The organism is Pseudomonas sp. Irchel s3a10, from assembly GCF_900187525.1.
Lineage (GTDB): Bacteria > Pseudomonadota > Gammaproteobacteria > Pseudomonadales > Pseudomonadaceae > Aquipseudomonas > Aquipseudomonas koreensis_G.
Genome location: NZ_FYDR01000002.1, coordinates 277766 through 298488, shown reverse-complemented (window position 1 = coordinate 298488; position 20723 = coordinate 277766). Strand labels below are relative to the sequence as shown.

At 58.7% G+C, this 20723-nt stretch carries 20 protein-coding genes; 11 read left to right on the top strand and 9 right to left on the bottom strand.

The genetic code is table 11. The features are described 5' to 3' along the window. Positions 1 to 32: 32 nt before the first annotated feature. Positions 33 to 659 (bottom strand): response regulator transcription factor, encoded by a 627-nt coding sequence (locus tag CKW11_RS06925; protein WP_003227711.1) that lies wholly within the window; start codon positions 657 to 659, stop codon positions 33 to 35. A 504-nt stretch (positions 660 to 1163) separates the two neighbouring features. Between CKW11_RS06925 and CKW11_RS06920 the strand changes: the two genes are divergently transcribed. Continuing rightward, positions 1164 to 1871 (top strand): hypothetical protein, encoded by a 708-nt coding sequence (locus CKW11_RS06920; RefSeq protein ID WP_095136954.1) that lies wholly within the window; start codon positions 1164 to 1166, stop codon positions 1869 to 1871. A 150-nt stretch (positions 1872 to 2021) separates the two neighbouring features. On the opposite strand, the gene CKW11_RS06915 is transcribed toward CKW11_RS06920, so the two are convergent. Continuing rightward, a complete protein-coding gene (locus tag CKW11_RS06915; protein WP_027612065.1) occupies positions 2022 to 3239 on the bottom strand; it encodes an argininosuccinate synthase in 1218 nt (405 codons plus the stop codon). Positions 3240 to 3368: 129 nt separating this feature from the next. Next, entirely contained in the window at positions 3369 to 4277 is a 909-nt protein-coding gene (locus tag CKW11_RS06910; RefSeq protein ID WP_095136953.1) for an OmpA family protein, read from the bottom strand. Between the two features lie 160 nt (positions 4278 to 4437). Between CKW11_RS06910 and pyrC the strand changes: the two genes are divergently transcribed. Next, positions 4438 to 5484, top strand: a complete 1047-nt coding sequence (gene pyrC / locus CKW11_RS06905) for a dihydroorotase (protein ID WP_095136952.1) — start codon at positions 4438 to 4440, stop codon at positions 5482 to 5484. Beyond that, entirely contained in the window at positions 5481 to 6155 is a 675-nt protein-coding gene (gene rnt, locus CKW11_RS06900; protein ID WP_095136951.1) for a ribonuclease T, read from the top strand. Before pyrC ends, rnt begins: the two co-directional genes overlap by 4 nt. Positions 6156 to 6230: 75 nt before the next feature. Here rnt and CKW11_RS06895 read toward each other — a convergent pair whose 3' ends face one another. Then, positions 6231 to 6833 carry a peroxiredoxin gene (locus tag CKW11_RS06895; RefSeq protein ID WP_007963972.1) on the bottom strand — a complete coding sequence of 201 codons (603 nt, stop codon included), beginning with the start codon at positions 6831 to 6833 and terminating at the stop codon, positions 6231 to 6233. Positions 6834 to 7146: 313 nt separating this feature from the next. Here CKW11_RS06895 and CKW11_RS06890 point away from each other — a divergent pair, with 313 nt between their 5' ends. Then, complete coding sequence (locus CKW11_RS06890) at positions 7147 to 7365, top strand: bacterioferritin-associated ferredoxin (protein ID WP_003227725.1); 219 nt, start codon at positions 7147 to 7149, stop codon at positions 7363 to 7365. Positions 7366 to 7565: 200 nt separating this feature from the next. Further along, positions 7566 to 8039 (top strand): bacterioferritin, encoded by a 474-nt coding sequence (gene bfr, locus CKW11_RS06885; RefSeq protein ID WP_007963971.1) that lies wholly within the window; start codon positions 7566 to 7568, stop codon positions 8037 to 8039. Positions 8040 to 8223: 184 nt separating this feature from the next. Here the strand turns inward: bfr and grxD are convergent, their stop codons facing one another. The 3 genes from grxD to CKW11_RS06870 form a co-directional block, all read right to left on the bottom strand. Then, positions 8224 to 8565: a Grx4 family monothiol glutaredoxin gene (grxD, locus tag CKW11_RS06880; protein WP_016773402.1), complete on the bottom strand. Its 342-nt coding sequence runs from the start codon at positions 8563 to 8565 to the stop codon at positions 8224 to 8226. Between the two features lie 97 nt (positions 8566 to 8662). Next, entirely contained in the window at positions 8663 to 10768 is a 2106-nt protein-coding gene (locus tag CKW11_RS06875; RefSeq protein ID WP_095136950.1) for a molybdopterin oxidoreductase family protein, read from the bottom strand. A gap of 134 nt (positions 10769 to 10902) precedes the next feature. Then, complete coding sequence (locus tag CKW11_RS06870) at positions 10903 to 11193, bottom strand: hypothetical protein (RefSeq protein ID WP_027612069.1); 291 nt, start codon at positions 11191 to 11193, stop codon at positions 10903 to 10905. 404 nt (positions 11194 to 11597) lie between these two features. On the opposite strand from CKW11_RS06870, the gene argF reads away from it, so the two are divergent. Both argF and CKW11_RS06860 read left to right on the top strand, forming a co-directional pair. Beyond that, positions 11598 to 12518, top strand: coding sequence for an ornithine carbamoyltransferase (gene argF / locus CKW11_RS06865; protein ID WP_095136949.1), 921 nt, complete (start codon positions 11598 to 11600; stop codon positions 12516 to 12518). After that, positions 12515 to 13624, top strand: coding sequence for an ABC transporter ATP-binding protein (locus tag CKW11_RS06860; RefSeq protein WP_095136948.1), 1110 nt, complete (start codon positions 12515 to 12517; stop codon positions 13622 to 13624). The genes argF and CKW11_RS06860 overlap by 4 nt, the downstream gene beginning before the upstream one ends. Positions 13625 to 13745: 121 nt before the next feature. Here CKW11_RS06860 and CKW11_RS06855 read toward each other — a convergent pair whose 3' ends face one another. Continuing rightward, positions 13746 to 14528, bottom strand: coding sequence for a PhzF family phenazine biosynthesis protein (locus tag CKW11_RS06855; RefSeq protein ID WP_095136947.1), 783 nt, complete (start codon positions 14526 to 14528; stop codon positions 13746 to 13748). 95 nt (positions 14529 to 14623) lie between these two features. Then, positions 14624 to 15094, bottom strand: coding sequence for a Cys-tRNA(Pro) deacylase (gene ybaK, locus CKW11_RS06850; protein WP_003227741.1), 471 nt, complete (start codon positions 15092 to 15094; stop codon positions 14624 to 14626). 361 nt (positions 15095 to 15455) lie between these two features. On the opposite strand from ybaK, the gene CKW11_RS06845 reads away from it, so the two are divergent. From CKW11_RS06845 to glpD, 4 genes are all read left to right on the top strand, one after another. Next, positions 15456 to 16307, top strand: coding sequence for an MIP/aquaporin family protein (locus CKW11_RS06845; RefSeq protein ID WP_027612073.1), 852 nt, complete (start codon positions 15456 to 15458; stop codon positions 16305 to 16307). 77 nt (positions 16308 to 16384) lie between these two features. Then, entirely contained in the window at positions 16385 to 17887 is a 1503-nt protein-coding gene (gene glpK, locus CKW11_RS06840; protein ID WP_095136946.1) for a glycerol kinase GlpK, read from the top strand. Positions 17888 to 17982: 95 nt separating this feature from the next. Next, positions 17983 to 18738, top strand: coding sequence for a DeoR/GlpR family transcriptional regulator (locus CKW11_RS06835; RefSeq protein ID WP_007916700.1), 756 nt, complete (start codon positions 17983 to 17985; stop codon positions 18736 to 18738). Positions 18739 to 19059: 321 nt separating this feature from the next. Then, on the top strand, positions 19060 to 20595 hold the full coding sequence (gene glpD, locus CKW11_RS06830) for a glycerol-3-phosphate dehydrogenase (RefSeq protein ID WP_095136945.1): 1536 nt from the start codon (positions 19060 to 19062) through the stop codon (positions 20593 to 20595). The last annotated feature ends 128 nt before the right edge of the window (positions 20596 to 20723 follow it).

The window sequence follows — 20723 nt, the reverse complement described above, 5'->3', positions numbered from 1 at the left end:
AGCGGCCCATGCCCCGTCGGCATTCATGATCATCAGACCAGTCCGTTGCGTTGTGCCAATTCAATCAGGTCCACCAGCGAGCGGGCATTGAGCTTCAATAACAGACGGGTCTTGTAAGTGCTGACCGTCTTGTTGCTGAGAAACATGCCATCGGCAATTTCCTTGTTGGTCTTGCCACGCGCCAATTGCTGCAACACCATCATTTCGCGCCCGGAGAGGCGATCCACCATATCGGCCTCACTGGCATTACCAAGACTGGTACGCACGGTGTGCAGGGCCTGGTTTGGAAAATAGCTGTAGCCGGACAGTACAGCTTTGATCGCACTCAGCAACTCAGTCAGATCCTGTTGTTTACATACATACCCCGCAGCACCCGACTGCATGCAGCGCATTGAAAAATGCCCCGGTGCCTGGGAGGTCAATACCAGAACTTTCAACGGCATGGGTGTCGAGTTCAGACGCGCAATAACTTCAAGACCATCGAGTTTCGGTATTCCGATATCCAGAATAACGATATCCGGCATCTGTTCACGTGCAAGTTGCAAAGCATCCACACCATTATCCGTTTCTGCAATGACTTCGTAGCCATGACGTTCCATCAGCATACGCACAGCAAGACGAATGACGGGATGATCATCCACGATCAGCACTTTATTCATGGGCAAGTCCAGTTTCGCTGTTCGAATTTTTAGAGCACGCACAATAGCCCAGTCACTTCTGACATGGCACAAGAGAGTTTCATTGCAATCCCAGCAAAGGACATTCCCTACAGCAAATAAAGATTATTCCTACAAAAAAATCCATACAGGCGATTTTTAAATGGGCTGACGTAACTTCCCGCCTTCACATCGACGCGAAAAACATGGCGTCCTGAAAGCCACGCGTACTCCTCCTTTGAAGCAAACGACTCTGTGAGCGACTGAAAATAACGCGATAATTCATTGACTGCGCTTCGCTACGCACCGTCAGCCCCCGGCGGATTATAAATTGTAAAAAACAACATGAAACCCATAAAAAACACTTTGAAAAATCAACGTCTGAAACAAGATACTTCTACCCAAGCGATTTTTTTTAATATAAAAATAGCCCAACTACCAAGTTGTAGCCCTCCATACAAAACAATTCAACATAAGCACTGGAAACATATTTAATGAGCACTCCCCATGATAAAAATCAAAAGAAAAATAACCAACCCCATGACTGTAATTGCGATATTTGCATTTATTTCCGAATCATCAGCTGCCATTTCCCTGCCCTTCCTTGATAACACCGAAAGGGAGGTCTATATCTGGTTTCTGATCAGCTTTCCGTTCTACTTGTTGCTGCTATTCTTTTTAACGCTGAACTTCAACTACCGTTCGCTTTATGCCCCTTCGGATTTCGATAAGGACGACAGCTTCCTGAAAAATTTCGAGGAGTTGAAACAGCGCGAGCTGCACTCCTGCTCGCCTCCAGCAAAAGCGTTTGTGGGAGCAGGCGAAACATCAGCTGCAAACGGATTGGAATGGACTTTGTTTGTCCATAGCATCGACCTCAGGCAACTCCCCCCTGGCGGCGCTGGCGAATCCTGCGCGGAGCGACCGTGGATTGAGCACAACATTCAGCTGCCTAAATCCATCGGCACATTGTGTGCCATAGATGTACGGCGGTTGAGCAGCGCTCAGGCGTTCAATGCGCTGGTCGAACACTTTCCGCATCTTGGCAAGCAACCGCCCAGGGCAGTGGTATTTCTGACCGACACCGCGTGCGAAGTTTTGCTCAAGCAAATTATCCCCGGCCTTATCAAACAGTCGAAAAAAAGCGGAGGCGCCAAACTTCTCGTTGCTTACAACGTGAGCACGCAAAGCACCACGGTTTTGAAAGGAGCATGAACGCAGAGTAGATGCCAGAAGTGGACATTCAAGAAAATGCCGGAGTTAACGGTAACGATCAAAGCTATGGATTAACGCCAGACAAACACAGAAATGAAAATGGCGGCATTGTCATTGAGACAAGCCGCCATTTTTACAGCCCTGTAAGGCTTAGAACAGCTTGCGGCCTTTGTTGGCAGCAATGCGCATGCGCAGCGCGTTGAGCTTGATGAAGCCCGCCGCGTCGGCCTGGTTGTAGGCGCCGCCGTCTTCTTCGAAGGTCGCGATATTGGCGTCGAACAGCGAATCGTCGGACTTGCGGCCGGTAACGATCACGTTGCCTTTGTACAGTTTCAGGCGAACCACACCGTTCACGTTGACTTGCGAAGCGTCGATCATCTGTTGCAGCATCAGACGCTCCGGGCTCCACCAGTAACCGGTGTAGATCAGGCTGGCGTATTTCGGCATCAGCTCGTCTTTGAGGTGAGCGACTTCGCGGTCCAGGGTGATCGATTCAATGGCGCGGTGCGCGCGCAGCATGATGGTACCGCCCGGGGTTTCGTAGCAGCCACGGGACTTCATGCCCACGTAACGGTTTTCAACGATGTCCAGACGACCGATACCGTGAGCGCCACCGATCTTGTTCAGCGTTGCCAGTACAGTGGCCGGAGTCATTTCGACGCCGTCCAGCGCGACGATATCGCCGTTACGGTAGGTCAGTTCCAGATATTGCGGGGTGTCGGGAGCCTTCTCCGGGGAGACGGTCCAGCGCCACATGTCTTCTTCGTGCTCGGTCCAGGTGTCTTCCAGCACGCCGCCTTCATAGGAGATGTGCAGCAGGTTGGCGTCCATCGAGTACGGGGACTTCTTCTTGCCATGACGCTCGATCGGGATCGCGTGCTTCTCGGCGTAGTCCATCAGCTTCTCGCGGGACAGCAGGTCCCACTCACGCCATGGCGCAATCACTTTCACGCCAGGCTTGAGTGCGTAGGCACCCAGTTCGAAACGCACCTGGTCGTTGCCCTTGCCGGTGGCGCCATGGGAAATGGCGTCGGCGCCGGTTTCGTTGGCGATTTCGATCAGGCGTTTGGCGATCAGCGGACGTGCGATGGAAGTACCCAGCAGGTACTCGCCTTCGTAAACGGTGTTGGCGCGGAACATCGGGAACACGAAATCGCGCACGAATTCTTCGCGCAGGTCATCGATGTAGATTTCTTTGACGCCCATGGCCTGAGCCTTGGCGCGAGCCGGCTCGACCTCTTCGCCCTGACCCAGGTCAGCGGTGAAGGTCACCACTTCACAGTTATAAGTATCCTGCAGCCACTTGAGGATCACCGAAGTGTCCAGGCCGCCGGAATACGCCAGAACGACCTTGTTTACGTCCGCCATGCCATCACTCCACGGGGTTCTACGGAAAGCCGAGGAGTCTACCGCTCAAATGCAATAATTTACAGAGGCGCGACAGCTTAAGACGACAAAGCGACAGAATCTGTCGAGAGCGCGACGATGACCGATGGGTCAGGAAGTCGCCGCAGCATTGGCTGGTGTGCTGGCTTGTGGCGCTGGCGCGGTAGTCGGCGCCACTCGCGCAAGCTTCACGCTGACCCGGCGATTCTTCGCCCGGTTGGCCGCATTGTTGTTTGGCACCAGCGGGTATTGCTCGCCATGGAAACGCACGGTGATTTGCGATTCGGCGATACCGTTGGCCTTGAAAAAATCGACCACTGCCAGCGCGCGACGGCGCGACAGTTCACGGTTGGTCAGACGGTTGCCGCTGTTGTCGGAGTAGCCATCGAGCTCGATGTGATTGACCGTCGGATCGGCCTTCATGAACTCGAGCATTACCTGCAACTTGGCTTTGGCGGCGGCATCCAGATCGGTGCCTTCACCGGGGAAGCCGATCTGCGATTGTTTGACCTGATCGAAATTCTGCGGCAGCAATTTCGCCACACACGTCTGGTAATCATTGAACGCTTTGCTGAACTTAACCGGCAGCAGACGCACTTCCGAAACCCGGCCATCGCCAGACGCACGGCGCACCACCGGACTGCGACCATCGAGCAGACCGCTGATCAATCCGCCGGCCTGGGCTTGTGAGCTGTTGAACAGCACGTTGCCGGTACCGATCCTGACGCTGCCCAGGTTGATGTCGTTGCGCCCCGGCTGCCATGGCGCCGCCGCAGCAAGCAACGTCGCCGAACCACCGCCGAGCATGGCGTTGTAGGCATTGAGGCGGAATATCGCCTGCTCGCCGGCCTTGCGCACAAACTGGCCCGAACCGAAATCGGTGATCGGCTGGGTCAGGCGGCACTCGAACTTGTCGCCCTCGACTGTCCACTCAATGTTCTCCAGACGCGTCTGGTAAGTCAGCGCCATCGCGGGGAGGCTGGCAAACACACTGAGCAAGGCTAAATATCGCTGGCGCACGGGAGGCTCCATTGGCTTCTGTCACACAAAGACCGATTCACACTATGTTTACGGCATACCTACGGGATATCGGAAGGTTCCTGCAAAACTTGATAGCGGGTGCCTGCAAGAGTCTTTTCCGGTAGCATTCCCCTCAGTTTGACCCGCCTGGAATCCCCTCATGTCCGACCGCCTGACCCTGCTGCGTCCCGACGACTGGCACATTCATCTTCGCGATGGTGCCGTGTTGACCAATACCGTTGCCGATGTTGCGCGCACCTTTGGCCGCGCCATCATCATGCCCAACCTGGTACCACCGGTGCGCAACGCCGCTGAAGCCGACGGCTATCGCCAGCGGATTCTCGCTGCCCGCCCGGCCGGCAGTCGCTTCGAACCGCTGATGGTGCTGTACCTCACCGACCGCACCCAGCCCGAAGAAATTCGTGAGGCCAAGGCCAGTGGTTTCGTGCACGCCGCCAAACTGTACCCGGCCGGCGCCACCACCAACTCCGATTCCGGCGTGACCAGCATCGACAAGATCTTCCCGGCGCTGGAAGCCATGGCTGAAGTCGGCATGCCGCTGCTGATCCACGGCGAAGTCACCCGTGGCGATGTCGATGTCTTCGACCGCGAAAAGATTTTCATCGATGAGCACATGCGCCGTGTGGTCGAGCGTTTCCCGACGCTCAAAGTCGTGTTCGAACACATCACCACCGGCGACGCCGTGCAGTTCGTCAACGAGGCTTCGGCCAACGTCGGCGCCACCATCACCGCGCATCACCTGCTGTACAACCGCAACCACATGCTGGTGGGCGGGATACGGCCACACTTCTATTGCCTGCCGATCCTCAAGCGCAATACCCATCAGGAAGCCCTGCTCGACGCCGCCACCAGCGGCAGCGCCAAGTTCTTCCTCGGTACCGACTCGGCGCCGCACGCCCAGCACGCCAAGGAAGCCGCCTGCGGCTGCGCCGGCTGCTACACCGCATACGCCGCCATCGAGCTGTATGCCGAAGCGTTCGAACAGCGCAATGCGCTGGACAAGCTCGAAGCATTCGCCAGCCTCAACGGCCCGCGCTTCTATGGTCTGCCGACCAACACCGATCGCATCACCCTGGTTCGCGAAGAATGGACCGCCCCGACCAGCCTGCCATTCGGCGAGCTGAACGTTATCCCGCTGCGCGCCGGTGAAAAACTGCGCTGGCGCCTGCTGGAGGAACACGCGTGAGTGAAGACCATTTCGACGATGAACTGGACGGTCAAGGTGGCGGCGGTTCCCGTCATCCAATGGCAGCGCGTTTTCGCGGCTACCTGCCGGTTGTTGTCGACGTAGAGACCGGTGGCTTCAACTCGGCCACCGACGCTCTGCTGGAGATTGCCGCGACCACCATCGCCATGGATGAAAAGGGGTTTGTCTACCCGGATCACACCTACTTCTTCCGTGTCGAGCCGTTCGAAGGCGCCAACATCGAAGCAGCCGCGCTGGAGTTCACCGGGATCAAGCTCGATCACCCGCTGCGCATGGCCGTCAGCGAAGAAACCGCGCTGACCGACATCTTCCGTGGCATCCGCAAGGCGCTGAAGGCCAATGGCTGCAAACGGGCGATCCTGGTCGGCCACAACAGCAGTTTCGACCTTGGCTTCCTGAATGCTGCGGTTGCGCGTCTGGACATGAAGCGCAACCCGTTCCACCCGTTCTCCAGCTTCGACACCGCGACACTGGCCGGTCTGGCTTACGGTCAAACCGTCCTGGCCAAGGCCTGTCAGGCAGCGGACATCGACTTCGACGGCCGTGAAGCGCACTCGGCGCGTTACGACACCGAGAAGACTGCCGAGCTGTTCTGCGGCATCGTCAACCGCTGGAAACAGATGGGCGGCTGGGAAGATTTCGACGACTGATCCTCGCCGGATATTTCCCGCGCATAAAAAAACCGGCCACATGGGCCGGTTTTTTTTGTACCGCGACGTTGCGCCTTACAGGGCTGCAGCGTTCTCGGTCAGGTAAGCCGCGACGCCTTCTGGCGAAGCGTTCATGCCTTTGTCGCCTTTCTTCCAGTTGGCAGGGCAGACTTCGCCGTGCTCTTCGTGGAATTGCAGCGCGTCAACCAGACGGATCAGCTCTTCCATGTTACGGCCCAGCGGCAGGTCGTTGATGATCTGCGAGCGGACAACGCCCTTGTCGTCGATCAGGAACGCGCCACGGAAAGCCACGCCGCCTTCGGACTCAACGTCGTAGGCCTTGGCGATTTCGTGCTTCATGTCGGCAGCCATGGTGTATTTCACCTGGCCGATGCCGCCATTGTTCACTGGGGTGTTGCGCCAGGCGTTGTGAGTGAAGTGCGAGTCGATCGACACGGCGACCACTTCCACGTTGCGCGCCTTGAAGTCGGCCATGCGGTTGTCCAGAGCGATCAGCTCGGACGGGCAGACGAAGGTGAAGTCCAGTGGGTAGAAGAACACCAGGCCGTATTTGCCTTTGATGGCCGAGGACAGGGTGAAGCTGTCAACGATCTCGCCATTGCCGAGTACGGCCGGGACGGTGAAGTCTGGGGCTTGTTTGCCTACGAGTACGCTCATGGATATCTCCTGGTGAATAACTTGAAGTTCAGGGTCCGGGCCAGCCTGCCACCCTGAGGCGACAGCCCTGTGACACGAACCCTCTTCGCAAGGGCCGACCATCATACACTGCGTTTTTCGCCTGTCCTTAACGGTTTTTTGCCCAATGCGGATAACGGACCAGCATTTTCGGGGCCAGGCAATTCGCCATTAATCACCGTTCGTCAGTGACCAGCCTTTCGATCGAAAACCATTCAGAAAGCACTTTGACAATCATTCTCGTTAACATTAAGATCCATCGCAATTGAGTCACAACCAGCGACGGTTCTCACTTATGTATGTTTGTCTCTGCACTGGCGTCACCGACGGACAGATCCGCGAAGCAATCTATGAAGGTTGCTGCAGCTACAAAGAAGTCCGCCAGGCCACCGGCGTCGCCAGCCAATGCGGCAAATGTGCGTGCCTTGCCAAGGAAGTGGTTCGCGAAACCCTGACCAAGCTGCAAACCGCTCAGGCTGCGATCCCCTACCCCGTAGAATTTACCGCGGCATAATCACCCCTATTTCAAAGAACCGGACATATGTCCGGTTTTTTTATGCCTGCAAATCAAGCGCTTAGGCGCTAGACGCGGAACACAAACATTCTTATTCAGATTTAATTTCATTTATTATTCAATAACTTAGGTTTGACACTTATAAATACCAAGCTCAAACTCCGCCTTATATACAGCTAATACAGGGCAGGACTCCCATCATGAAAGGCGACATTACAGTCATCCAGCATCTCAACAAGATCCTTGCCAATGAACTGGTCGCGATCAATCAGTACTTTCTGCATGCACGCATGTATGAAGATTGGGGCCTGAACAAGCTGGGCAAGCACGAGTACCACGAATCGATCGACGAGATGAAGCACGCGGACAAGCTGATCAAGCGCATCCTGTTCCTCGAAGGTCTGCCGAACGTCCAGGATCTGGGCAAGCTGCACATCGGCGAGCACACCCGGGAAATGCTGGAATGTGACCTGCGTATCGAGAAGACTGGCCACGCCGATCTGAAAGCCGCCATCGCACATTGCGAATCGGTTGGCGACTTCGGCAGCCGTGAACTGCTCGAAGACATTCTTGAATCCGAAGAAGAGCATATCGACTGGCTGGAAACCCAACTGGGCCTGATCGATAAAGTCGGCCTCGAAAACTATCTGCAATCGCAGATGGGCGAAGAGTAGGAGCTGCCGCAGGCTGCGATCTTTTCAGATTGCACTGGCAGCTCGCATTAACTTTTCCAGCGCACTAAAAAGCCCCGCCCTCTTTCGAGATGCGGGGCTTTTTTATTGGCTGCAGATCAAAAGATCGCAGCCTCGCTTCACTCGACAGCTCCTACAGGAGGAACCAGCGCCGAGTGAAGCGGGATCAGGCTTCGGACTTGTTCGCAGCAGCCGCTTCGACGGCCGCCTTGATGGTGCTTTGCAACGAACCGTCTGCAGCCATCTCGGTCATGATGTCGCTACCGCCGACCAGCTCACCGCCAACCCACAGTTGCGGGAAAGTCGGCCAGTTGGCGTACTTTGGCAGATTGGCGCGGATTTCCGGGTTCTGCAGGATATCCACGTACGCAAACTTTTCGCCACACGCCATCACGGCCTGCGCAGCTTTCGCGGAGAAGCCACACTGCGGGGCATTCGGCGAGCCTTTCATGTAAAGCAGAATGGTGTTGTTGGCAATCTGCTCTTTAATCGTTTCGATGATATCCATGGAGCACCTCGGCTGAACTTTCCGACTCATGGGTCGGCACGGTGACGCATTGTAACGGAATCCCGAGCGCCATGCTCGGTCTCCCCGACGGTCATGTTCAGGCCGCTGCCACGGTCACCGGCACGCCATTGAGCGCGGCGTTCCCCGACAGTTCATCAAGCTGACACTCATCGGTCAGGTCGTTGGCACTCGAACCTGGCTGCCCACTGGCGATTGCCATTTGCACACCTGGCCGCGCATGCCCCCAACCGTGCGGCAGGCTGACCACGCCTTTCATCATGTCCAGACTGCCGAGCACCTCGACCTCGATCTGCCCTACCCGCGAGCTGACGCGAACTAACTGACCATCGTTGAGCCCACGGCTGGCGAGGTCATCCGGGTGCATCAGCAATTGATGCCGTGGCTTGCCCTTCACCAGCCGATGGTAGTTATGCATCCAGGAGTTGTTGCTGCGCACATGCCGACGGCCAATCATCAACAGCTCATCAGCGGCTGGCGCCTGCAAGGCCGCGAAGCGTGCGAGGTCTGCGAGGATCTCCGGTGGTGCGGCCTGCACCCGTTGATTCGGCGTTTTGAGGCGTGCAGCCAGATTAGGCTTCAACGCCCCAAGATCAATCCCGTGCGGATGATCGAACAATGCCGCCAATGACAGCTTTTGCTCGGATGCATCGCCATACAGCCCCATGCGCAGGCCGATGTCGATCATCTTCGCCGGCGGCATCGTCGGTTTCAGCTCCTTGCCAGTCTTCTCGGCAAACGCCTTGGCCAGACCGACAAAGATCTCCCAGTCGTGTAATGCGCCGTCGGGCTTGGCGAGAATCGCGCGGTTGAAGCGGGTGACATTGCGCACCGCGAATAGATTGAAGGTGGTGTCGTAATGATCATTCTCCAGCGCCGAGGTCGACGGCAGGATCAGATCGGCGTAACGCGTGGTCTCGTTGATGTACAGGTCGATGCTGAGCATGAACTCCAGGCCATCCAGCGCCTGCTCCAGTTGCCGGCCGTTTGGCGTCGACAACACCGGATTGCCGGCCACAGTGATCAGCGCGCGAATCTGCCCTTCGCCTTCGGTGAGCATTTCTTCGGCCAGCGCCGACACCGGCAGCTCGCCACCGTACTCGGGGCGTCCGGAGACCCGGCTCTGCCACTTGTTGAAATGCCCGCCCGAGGTCGATGCCACCAGATCCACCGCAGGCTCGGTGCACAACGCTCCGCCAACCCGGTCGAGGTTGCCGGTGACCAGATTGATCAACTGCACCAGCCAGTGGCACAGGGTGCCGAACGCCTGCGTTGAAACGCCCATGCGCCCGTAGCACACCGCGCTCGGCGCAGCGGCGAAATCCCGCGCCAGTTGGCGGATCTGCTCGGCTGGCACGGCGCACAGTGGACTCATGGCTTCGGCAGTGAACGTGGCTACGGCTGCGCGCACTTCATCGAGGCCATCAACCGGCAAGTGACTGTCACGGGTCAGGCCTTCTTCGAACAAGGTGTTGAGCACCCCGAACAACAAGGCCGCATCGCCACCCGGCCGCACAAACAAGTGCTGATCGGCGATGGCTGCCGTTTCGCTGCGCCGCGGGTCGACCACCACCACTTTGCCACCGCGCGCCTGAATCGCCTTCAGGCGTTTCTCGACATCCGGTACGGTCATGATGCTGCCGTTCGACGCCAGCGGGTTGCCGCCGAGGATCAGCATGAAATCGGTGTGATCAATGTCCGGGATCGGCAACAACAAGCCGTGGCCGTACATCAGGTAACTGCTCAGGTGATGCGGCAACTGATCGACCGAAGTCGCCGAGAAGCGGTTGCGCGTCTTCAGCAGGCCAAGAAAGTAATTGCTGTGGGTCATCAGCCCGTAGTTGTGCACGCTGGGGTTGCCCTGATAGACCGCCACCGCGTTCTGCCCATGACGCTGCTGAATCGCCGCCAGACGCTCAGCCACCAGTGCAAAGGCTTCTTCCCACTCGATCGGCAACCATTCGCTGCCGACCCGGCGCATTGGCTGGCGCAGGCGGTCGGGATCATTCTGGATGTCTTGCAGGGCCACGGCCTTGGGGCAGATGTGCCCACGACTGAACCTGTCGAGCGCATCGCCCTTGATCGAGGTGATCGCGACGTTGCCATCGGTTTCGGTGGTCTCGATAGTCAGACCGCAGATGGCTTCGCACAAGTGGCAGGCACGGTGATGGAGAGTCTTGGTCATGGCCAGTCTCTGTCTTGTTCTAGGCAGGCAATCACGCCCGCGGGAACAAAACTATGGCCCCGACGCAGATCCTGCGCCAGCGACGTTCGTCTTGTGAATCGACGGTTATCAGGCGAGCCGATAAACCGCCATGATCAGTTCGACGGCAGCTGCGGCGGCGCAGCCAGCTGAATTTCCTGAATGGTTTCGATCTGCTCGTGGGCGACATGCACGCCGGTGAGTTCGCCGATCAACCGCCAGTGCTCGTCGAGCCCGGCACTGATGGTCGCCATGCGATCGATCATGTGGCGGCCGGCGGTCTTGACCACTTCGTCCTCGCTACGCAGCAGTTCGAAGGACATTGAAGTGACCGACGCGGTGAGATGGGTCAGTGAGCGAGCCGTGTGGCCCAGCAGTTCCATTAACAGTTTTTCTTTCGATTCCATGCGGAGGCTTCCTGCGTCGCTCGAAACTTATTTATAACCCAGCACTTTGCTTTAGCAAATGTTTCAGTCTGAGCATCCGACCAAGTGATGGCGTGGCGCCACGCTCGTAAACCGACCTGGTCGACCTGATCCCCGCCACGGCGCATTGCCAAGCCCGGCGAGGCCGGTGTACAAAGAGGCTCGCGGCTGTCCTGAACCCGGCTTCATATGCGCAGCTGCAACATCCAGTGCGCTCTCCGAATCCCGCAAAAACCGTAGCCTATTGGCGTAACGCGACATTTAGTGTCAATATCGCGCCTTCCCCTATTTCGTCGCCCCGTGCGGCTTACGCCGCAGGTCTCGCCCGTTGTTCCGTTAAACAAGGCTTTGAGCATCTGCGGTCTGTAGCAAAAAGGTAGTCAATGATGAGCGCAAGGCACTTTCTCTCCCTGATGGATTGCACGCCCGAAGAGCTGGTCAGCGTGATCCGTCGAGGCGTTGAGCTCAAGGACCTGCGTAACCGCGGCGTACTGTTCGAGCCGCTGAAAAACCGCGTCCTGGGGATGATCTTCGAGAAATCCTCGACCCGTACCCGGATCTCCTTCGAGGCCGGCATGATCCAGCTCGGCGGCCAGGCGATCTTCCTGTCGCCGCGTGACACCCAACTGGGACGTGGCGAGCCGATCGGCGACTGCGCCATCGTCATGTCAAGCATGCTCGACGCGGTGATGATCCGTACCTTTGCCCACAGCACCTTGACCGAATTCGCCGCCAACTCGCGCGTGCCAGTGATCAACGGCCTGTCCGATGACCTGCACCCGTGCCAGTTGCTGGCCGACATGCAGACCTTCCTCGAGCACCGTGGCTCGATCCAGGGCAAGACCGTGGCCTGGATCGGCGACGGCAACAACATGTGCAACAGCTATATAGAAGCGGCGATCCAGTTCGACTTCCAGTTGCGCGTTGCCTGCCCGCAAGGCTACGAGCCCAATCCTGAATTCGTCGCACGTGCAGGCGATCGCGTGACCATCGTCCGCGATCCGCAAGACGCCGTGCGCGGTGCGCATCTGGTGAGCACCGATGTCTGGACTTCGATGGGTCAGGAAGAGGAAACTGCCAAGCGCCTGAAACTGTTCGCACCGTTCCAGGTGAACCGCGCCCTGCTCGATCTGGCGGCTGAAGATGTGCTGTTCATGCACTGCCTGCCAGCGCACCGCGGTGAAGAAATCAGCCTCGACCTGCTTGATGACCCGCGTTCCGTCGCCTGGGATCAGGCAGAAAACCGTCTCCACGCACAGAAGGCCCTGCTCGAGTTCCTCGTCGAACCGGCATATCACCACGCATGAGCCATGAACTACTGCTGAACCTGCGCAACCTCGCTTGCGGCTATCAAGATCAACGCGTGGTGCAGAACCTCAATCTGCACCTCAACGCCGGTGACATCGGCTGCCTGCTCGGCTCGTCCGGTTGCGGCAAGACCACCACCCTGCGCGCGATTGCCGGTTTCGAACCGGTGCACGAAGGGGAAATCCAGCTCGGCGGCGAGACCATCTCCAGCGCCGGTTTCACCCTGGCGCCGGAGAAACGCCGGATCGGCATGGTGTTCCAGGATTACGCGCTGTTCCCGCACCTGAGCGTCGCGGACAATATTGCCTTCGGTATCCGCAAGCACCCGAACAAGGAGCGTGTCACCGAAGAGCTGCTGGAACTGGTCAACCTGAAGAACCTCGGCAAGCGCTTCCCGCACGAGCTGTCCGGCGGCCAGCAACAGCGCGTTGCCCTCGCCCGCGCCCTGGCGCCGGAGCCGCAATTGCTGCTGCTCGACGAGCCCTTCTCCAACCTCGATGGCGAACTGCGCCGCAAGCTCAGTCACGAAGTGCGTGACATCCTCAAGGCCCGTGGCACCAGTGCGATTCTGGTGACCCACGACCAGGAAGAAGCCTTCGCCGTGAGCGATCACGTCGGTGTGTTCAAGGAAGGTCGGCTGGAACAGTGGGATACGCCGTACAACCTCTATCACGAACCGGCGACACCGTTTGTGGCGAGTTTCATCGGTCAGGGCTATTTCATTCGCGGCCAGCTCGGCAGCCCGGAATCGGTGCAGACCGAACTCGGCGAACTGCGCGGCAACCGGGCCTACACCTGGCCGGTGGGCGGTTCGGTGGATGTGTTGCTGCGTCCGGATGACATCGTTTATGCGCCGGACAGTGCGTTGAAAGCACGCATCGTCGGCAAGACCTTCCTCGGTGCCTCGACCCTGTATCGCCTGCAACTGCCGACCGGTGCACAGTTGGAATCGATCTTCCCCAGCCATGCCGACCATCAGGTGGGTGCGGAGGTGGGGATTCGCGTAGCGGCTGAACATCTGGTGTTGTTCCAGGCATCGGGCAGCACCGCCGCACAAGTCCCGGCAGTGGAAAACGGCGTGCGCCGCTACAGCACTGCCCTCTGATCCGCGCTGGATCAAAACTGTGGGAGCGGGCTTGCTCGCGAATGCGCTGTGTCAGTCAACGATGAAGGTGACTGACACCCTGCATTCGCGAGCAAGCCCGCTCCCACATTTGGTTTTTGGTTCAGCCCAAGATCAGTGTGCCACTGGCCACCAGCGCCGCATTCCCGCCGATCTTCACCCGCTCCCCCTCCAGCCGACAGAACAGCTCCCCGCCCCGCGCCGAGCGCTGGCACGCGGTCAAACTGGATTTGCCCAGGCGTTTCGACCAGTACGGTATCAGGCTGCAATGCGTCGAGCCGGTCACCGGATCTTCATTGATGCCGATCGCCGGGGCGAAGTAGCGCGAGACGAAATCATGCTGGTTGCCGCGCGCGGTCACGATGGCGCCGAGCCACGGCAGTTTCGCCAGCGCGACCATGTCCGGTTTGCAGTCGAGCACTGCCTGCTCCGACTCCAGCACCACAAACAACTCGTTGGAGCCGAGCACATCCACCGCCTCGACGCCCAGCGCGCGCTCGACATCCAGCGTCACGCCAATCTCTGACGGCACAATCGACGGGAAGTCCAGCCACAGGCGATCGCCCTCGCGACTGACGCTCAGCGGCCCGGACTTGCAGGTGAAGTCCAGACGCTCGGCGTTTTCCTTGTAGACCTCGAACAACACATAGGCGCTGGCCAGTGTGGCATGCCCGCACAACGGCACCTCGGTGGTCGGGGTGAACCAGCGGATGTGCCACGCTGCGCCTTCGCGCACCACAAACGCGGTTTCCGCCAGGTTGTGTTCGGCGGCGATCTTCTGCATCAAATCGTCCGCGAGCCAGGCATCGAGCCGATACACCATCGCCGGGTTGCCACTGAACGGCCGATCACTGAACGCATCAACCTGATGAAATTCGAGCTGCATAACCTTCTCCCTGAATGAGTCGGCAGAGCATGCAGCCGCGCTGCGCTCAGCGCCAGTGACAGAACCGGGCAATTTTCTTCATACAGAACGCAAGGTCATGCACGACCGATGTCGGCGAATTTGGCCTGGGTGTGTTCAGCCAGAACCGCCGGCGCCAACTCGACTTCCAGGCCGCGTCGGCCGGCGCTGACATAAATAGTCGCAAAGCCCTGGGCCGAGTTATCGATGAAGGTACGCAGACGCTTCTTCTGCCCCAGCGGACTGATGCCGCCCAACAGATAACCGGTGGAACGCTGCGCCGCAGCCGGGTCAGCCATTTCGACTTTCTTCACGCCCGCCGCGTGGGCTAGGCCTTTGAGGTCAAGACTTCCGACGACCGGCACCACCGCCACCAGCAATTCACCTTTTTCGCTGGCAGCGAGCAGCGTCTTGAACACCTGCGCCGGCTCCAGCGCCAGCTTCTCTGCGGCCTCCAGCCCATAGGATGCGGCTTTCGGGTCATGTTCGTAACTGTGCACGCGATGTTCGGCACGAACTTTTTTCAACAAGTCCAACGCAGGGGTCATGGCAGCTCCAGGCTCGGCATCAACAGAAAAATCCTGCGCCGGATTCTAGGCCATCACCTCGCAAAAGGCTCTAGCGCAAGCCCCGTTTTCCGGGCTTTGCGGGCATATCGCCGAACTAGCGCCGCGTTCACTCGCAGGATCATTCAGCAGGCTGATAGTTTAATTGTGACCGGCGGTTCACTTTCGACCTTTGACAGGTTTGTTTCTTGTCTATATTTTTTCGAATCTGAATAATGTAAGAATTATCATCACCGCAGCACCCAGCAGTAACCGGGAACAGGATGGGGATCCTGCCCCGGGGAAAATCGCGCCTTGCCCTGACGGCGAACGCGCCAGACAACAACAAAAATCGAGGTTTTCAATGACAACTGCTTTACAGCAACCTTCGCTTTCCGGCCAATGTCTGGCCGAGTTTCTGGGGACTGCACTGTTGATCTTCTTCGGCACCGGCTGTGTCGCCGCGCTCAAAGTCGCGGGCGCCAGCTTCGGTCTGTGGGAAATCAGCATCATCTGGGGCGTCGGCGTGAGCATGGCGATCTACTTGACCGCCGGGGTTTCCGGCGCGCACCTGAACCCCGCCGTGAGCATTGCCCTGAGCATTTTCGCCGACTTCGAAAAGCGCAAACTGCCGTTCTATATCCTGTCGCAGATCGCCGGCGCGTTTTGCGGTGCGCTGTTGGTGTACACGCTGTACAGCAATCTATTCTTCGATTACGAACAAACTCACCACATGGTGCGTGGCACCGCCGCCAGCCTTGAGCTGGCCTCGGTATTCTCGACCTTCCCCAATCCGGTACTGTCCACCGCTCAGGCATTCCTGGTCGAGATGATCATCACCGCGATCCTGATGGGCGTGATCATGGCCCTGACCGATGACAACAACGGTCTGCCGAAAGGCCCGATGGCACCGCTGCTGATCGGCTTGCTGATCGCGGTGATCGGCAGCTCGATGGGCCCGCTGACCGGTTTCGCGATGAACCCGGCGCGTGACTTCGGTCCGAAACTGATGACTTTCTTCGCCGGCTGGGGTGAAATTTCCTTCACTGGCGGCCGCGATATTCCGTACTTCCTGATTCCGATTTTTGCACCGATTGTCGGTGCCTGCCTCGGCGCTGCCGGGTATCGCGGGCTCATCGCCCGTCACCTGACCGGCGCCACACCTGCTACAAAGGATGCAGAACCGGCCATTGACGGCAAACCAAGAACCTCTTGAAACAGTCGGCGCGGGTTCCTGCCCTTTAGAGCCCGCGCCACGGCCCACTCTCCCTTATTTCGTCCAAGGCAATCGACATGACCGACATTCAGAATAAGAACTACATCATTGCCCTCGATCAGGGTACGACCAGCTCCCGCGCGATCATTTTCGACCGCGACGCGAACGTGGTCTGCACCGCCCAGCGCGAATTCGCCCAGCATTACCCGCAAGCCGGCTGGGTCGAACACGATCCAATGGAAATCTTCGCCACCCAGAGCGCGGTGATGGTCGAAGCACTGGCCCAGGCCGGTCTGCATCACGATCAGGTGGCCGCCATCGGTATCACCAACCAGCGTGAAACCACCGTGGTCTGGGACAAGACCACTGGTCGTCCGGTGTACAACGCCATCGTCTGGCAGTGCCGCCGCAGCACCGAGATCTGCCAGCAGCTCAAGCGCGACGGCCACGAAGAGTACATTCGCGACAACACCGGCCTGGTCACCGACCCGTACTTCTCCGGCACCAAGCTGAAGTGGATCCTCGACAACGTCGAAGGCAGCCGTGAGCGTGCGCGCAACGGCGAACTGCTGTTCGGCACCGTCGATAGCTGGCTGATCTGGAAATTCACCGGCGGCAAGGTGCACGTCACCGACTACACCAACGCCTCGCGCACCATGCTCTTCAACATCCATTCGCTGGAGTGGGATTCGAAGATGCTGGAAATTCTCGATATCCCGCGCGAGATGCTGCCGGAGGTCAAAGCCTCTTCGGAAATCTATGGTCGCACCAAGAGCGGCATCGCCATCGGCGGTATCGCCGGTGACCAGCAAGCGGCACTGTTCGGCCAGATGTGCGTCGAGCCGGGTCAGGCGAAAAACACCTACGGCACCGGCTGCTTCCTGCTGATGAACACCGGCGACAAAGCGGTGAAATCGCAGCACGGCATGCTCACCACCATCGCGTGCGGCCCACGTGGCGAAGTGGCGTACGCCCTGGAAGGTGCGGTGTTCAACGGCGGTTCGACCGTGCAGTGGCTGCGCGATGAACTGAAGATCGTCAACGACGCTCACGACACCGAATACTTCGCCAATAAAGTGAAGGACAGCAACGGCGTGTACCTGGTACCGGCCTTCACCGGTCTCGGTGCTCCTTACTGGGACCCGTATGCCCGTGGCGCACTGTTCGGCCTGACGCGTGGCGTGCGCGTGGACCACATCATTCGCGCAGCGCTGGAATCGATCGCCTACCAGACCCGCGACGTGCTCGACGCCATGCAACAGGACTCCGGCGAACGCCTCAAGGCCCTGCGTGTGGACGGCGGCGCAGTGGCCAACAATTTCCTCATGCAGTTCCAGGCCGACATCCTCGGCACTCAGGTCGAGCGTCCGCAAATGCGTGAGACCACTGCTCTCGGCGCAGCGTATCTGGCCGGTCTGGCGTGCGGTTTCTGGGGCAGCCTCGACGAACTGCGCGGCAAGGCCGTGATCGAGCGTGAGTTCGAACCGAGCCTGGAAGAAGTCGAGAAAGAGAAACTGTACAAAGGCTGGAAAAAAGCCGTCAGCCGCACCCGTGACTGGGCGCGTGAAGACGCTGAATAAGCCAACCTTCAGAGACTGATAGGCAACTAACTGGTCGGGAGCGGATTCCTGCGGCATCATGGGCAAATTTTGCACGGCAGCCCAAAGGAAGCCCCATGAATCTGCCTCCCCGTCAGCAGCAAATCCTCGAGCTGGTCCGCGAACGCGGCTATGTGAGCATCGAGGAAATGGCCACGCTGTTCGTTGTTACCCCGCAAACCATCCGCCGCGACATCAATCAGCTCGCGGAAGCCAATCTGTTGCGCCGCTACCATGGCGGCGCGGCCTATGATTCCAGCGTCGAAAACACCGCCTATGCGATGCGCGCCGACCAGATGCGCGACGAAAAACAACGCATCGGCGAAGCCATCGCCGCGCAGATCCCCGATCACGCCTCACTGTTCATCAACATCGGCACCACCACCGAATCGATTGCCCGCGCTCTGCTCAATCACAACCATCTGAAGATCATCACCAACAACCTGCACGTCGCCTCGATGCTCAGTGCCAAGGATGATTTCGATGTGCTGCTGACCGGCGGCAACGTGCGCCGTGACGGCGGTGTGGTGGGTCAGGCGAGCGTGGACTTCATCAACCAGTTCAAGGTCGATTTCGCGCTGGTGGGTATCAGCGGCATCGACGAAGACGGCAGCCTGCTCGACTTCGATTATCAGGAAGTGCGCGTTTCCCAGGCGATCATCGCCAATGCACGGCAGGTGATTCTGGCGGCGGACTCCAGCAAGTTCGGGCGTAACGCGATGATCCGCCTCGGTCCGATCAGCCTGATCGACTGCCTGGTGACCGATCAGCAGCCGGTGCCGGCATTGGCGCAGTTGCTGAGCCAGCACAAGATTCGTCTGGAAGTCGTTTAAACCCTCAACATTCCCCTGTGGCGAGGGGATTTATCCCCGATGGGCTGCGAAGCAGTCCCAAAACCACCCAATGCGGTGTGCCTGATACCCCACGGTAGTTGATTGAGGGGCCGCTACGCGGCCCATCGGGGATAAATCCCCTCGCCACAAAGATCATCCCCACCTCAATAATGTTCGAAAATTTTCTTTTAGCCGCCCTTCGATGAGTTTTTTCAATCGAACGTGACTGGCTGCGCGCGTCTTTATGGGCTACCATTTTCGCAAATGAACATTTATGTTCGATTTCCAAGACAGAAAATCAAAAGAGCCCGAGGCCAGCCGATGTCTACATCTACCTTGCGTACGCCCCCTATCTCCGAGATCTACGACGTTGCCGTGATTGGCGGCGGGATCAATGGCGTGGGGATCGCAGCGGATGCCGCCGGTCGCGGGCTTTCGGTGTTCCTTTGCGAAAAGGATGACCTGGCCAGCCACACCTCGTCGGCCAGCAGCAAGCTGATCCACGGTGGCCTGCGCTACCTCGAACATTACGAATTCCGTCTGGTGCGTGAAGCGCTGGCCGAGCGCGAAGTGCTGCTGGCCAAGGCGCCGCACATCGTCAAGCCGATGCGTTTCGTGCTGCCGCACCGTCCGCACCTGCGCCCGGCGTGGATGATCCGCGCCGGTCTGTTCCTCTATGACAACCTCGGCAAGCGTGAAAAGCTGCCAGGTTCGAAAAGCCTGAAGTTCGGTGCCGACAGCGCATTGAAAAGCGAAATCACCAAAGGCTTCGAATATTCCGATTGCTGGGTCGATGACGCCCGCCTCGTCGTTCTGAACGCCATGGCCGCCCGGGAAAAAGGTGCCCATGTGCACACCCAGACCCGTTGCGTCAGCGCCCGCCGTGCCAAGGGCCTGTGGCACCTGAACCTGGAACGCGCTGACGGCAGCCTGTTTTCGATCACCGCCAAAGCACTGGTGAACGCCGCCGGCCCGTGGGTCGCCAAGTTCATCCGTGACGACCTGAAAATGGAATCGCCGTACGGCATCCGTCTGATTCAGGGCAGCCACATCATCGTGCCGAAGCTGTACGAAGGCGATCACGCGCACATTCTGCAAAACGAAGATCAGCGCATCGTCTTCACCATTCCGTACCTGAATCACTTCACCCTGATCGGCACCACTGACCGCGAATACACCGGTGACCCGGCGAAAGTGGCAATCACCGACGGCGAAACCGATTACCTGCTGAAAGTGGTCAACGCCCATTTCAAGCAGCAGATCAGCCGCGACGACATCCAGCACAGCTACTCGGGCGTGCGTCCGCTGTGCAATGACGAATCCGACAACCCGTCTGCCGTGACCCGCGACTACACCTTGGCGCTGTCCGGTGGCGGCGAAGAAGCACCGCTGCTGTCAGTGTTCGGCGGCAAGCTGACCACCTACCGCAAACTCGCCGAGTCGGCGATGGCCCAACTGATGCCGTACTTCACCCAGATGCGCCCGAGCTGGACCGCCACCGCGACCCTGCCCGGCGGTGAGGACATGACTACCCCGCAAGCCTTGAGCGCGCAGATCCGCGACAAGTTCGACTTCGTCCCGACCGAGATCGCCCGCCGCTGGGCCACCACCTACGGCAGCCGCACCTGGCGCATGCTCGAAGGTGTGGAAACCCTCGCCGACATGGGCGAACACCTCGGTGGCGGGCTCTACACCCGCGAGGTCGATTACCTGTGCAGCGAAGAATGGGCCACCACTGCGCACGACATTCTGTGGCGCCGCAGCAAACTGGGCCTGTTCACCACCCCGGCCGAGCAAGAGAAACTGGCGGCGTACCTGGGCAAGGTCGAGCAGAACCGCAAGACTGAAGCGGCCTGACGTTTACAGCGCTTGAAACGAAGCCCCTGAATCTCACGATTCAGGGGCTTTTTTGTTTATCCGGGCTGGCCACTTTACCTGTGGCGAGGGAGCTGCTCCCGCTGGGTCGCGTAGCGGCCCCATTTATG

Coding starts and splice junctions, on each gene's coding strand:
- CKW11_RS06925 (WP_003227711.1), bottom strand. CDS start 659: ATGAATAAAGTGCTGATCGTGGATGATCATCCCGTCATTCGTCTTGCT.
- CKW11_RS06920 (WP_095136954.1), top strand. CDS start 1,164: ATGATAAAAATCAAAAGAAAAATAACCAACCCCATGACTGTAATTGCG.
- CKW11_RS06915 (WP_027612065.1), bottom strand. CDS start 3,239: ATGGCGGACGTAAACAAGGTCGTTCTGGCGTATTCCGGCGGCCTGGAC.
- pyrC (WP_095136952.1), top strand. CDS start 4,438: ATGTCCGACCGCCTGACCCTGCTGCGTCCCGACGACTGGCACATTCAT.
- CKW11_RS06895 (WP_007963972.1), bottom strand. CDS start 6,833: ATGAGCGTACTCGTAGGCAAACAAGCCCCAGACTTCACCGTCCCGGCC.
- CKW11_RS06890 (WP_003227725.1), top strand. CDS start 7,147: ATGTATGTTTGTCTCTGCACTGGCGTCACCGACGGACAGATCCGCGAA.
- bfr (WP_007963971.1), top strand. CDS start 7,566: ATGAAAGGCGACATTACAGTCATCCAGCATCTCAACAAGATCCTTGCC.
- grxD (WP_016773402.1), bottom strand. CDS start 8,565: ATGGATATCATCGAAACGATTAAAGAGCAGATTGCCAACAACACCATT.
- CKW11_RS06875 (WP_095136950.1), bottom strand. CDS start 10,768: ATGACCAAGACTCTCCATCACCGTGCCTGCCACTTGTGCGAAGCCATC.
- CKW11_RS06870 (WP_027612069.1), bottom strand. CDS start 11,193: ATGGAATCGAAAGAAAAACTGTTAATGGAACTGCTGGGCCACACGGCT.
- argF (WP_095136949.1), top strand. CDS start 11,598: ATGAGCGCAAGGCACTTTCTCTCCCTGATGGATTGCACGCCCGAAGAG.
- CKW11_RS06860 (WP_095136948.1), top strand. CDS start 12,515: ATGAGCCATGAACTACTGCTGAACCTGCGCAACCTCGCTTGCGGCTAT.
- CKW11_RS06855 (WP_095136947.1), bottom strand. CDS start 14,528: ATGCAGCTCGAATTTCATCAGGTTGATGCGTTCAGTGATCGGCCGTTC.
- ybaK (WP_003227741.1), bottom strand. CDS start 15,094: ATGACCCCTGCGTTGGACTTGTTGAAAAAAGTTCGTGCCGAACATCGC.
- CKW11_RS06845 (WP_027612073.1), top strand. CDS start 15,456: ATGACAACTGCTTTACAGCAACCTTCGCTTTCCGGCCAATGTCTGGCC.
- glpK (WP_095136946.1), top strand. CDS start 16,385: ATGACCGACATTCAGAATAAGAACTACATCATTGCCCTCGATCAGGGT.
- CKW11_RS06835 (WP_007916700.1), top strand. CDS start 17,983: ATGAATCTGCCTCCCCGTCAGCAGCAAATCCTCGAGCTGGTCCGCGAA.
- glpD (WP_095136945.1), top strand. CDS start 19,060: ATGTCTACATCTACCTTGCGTACGCCCCCTATCTCCGAGATCTACGAC.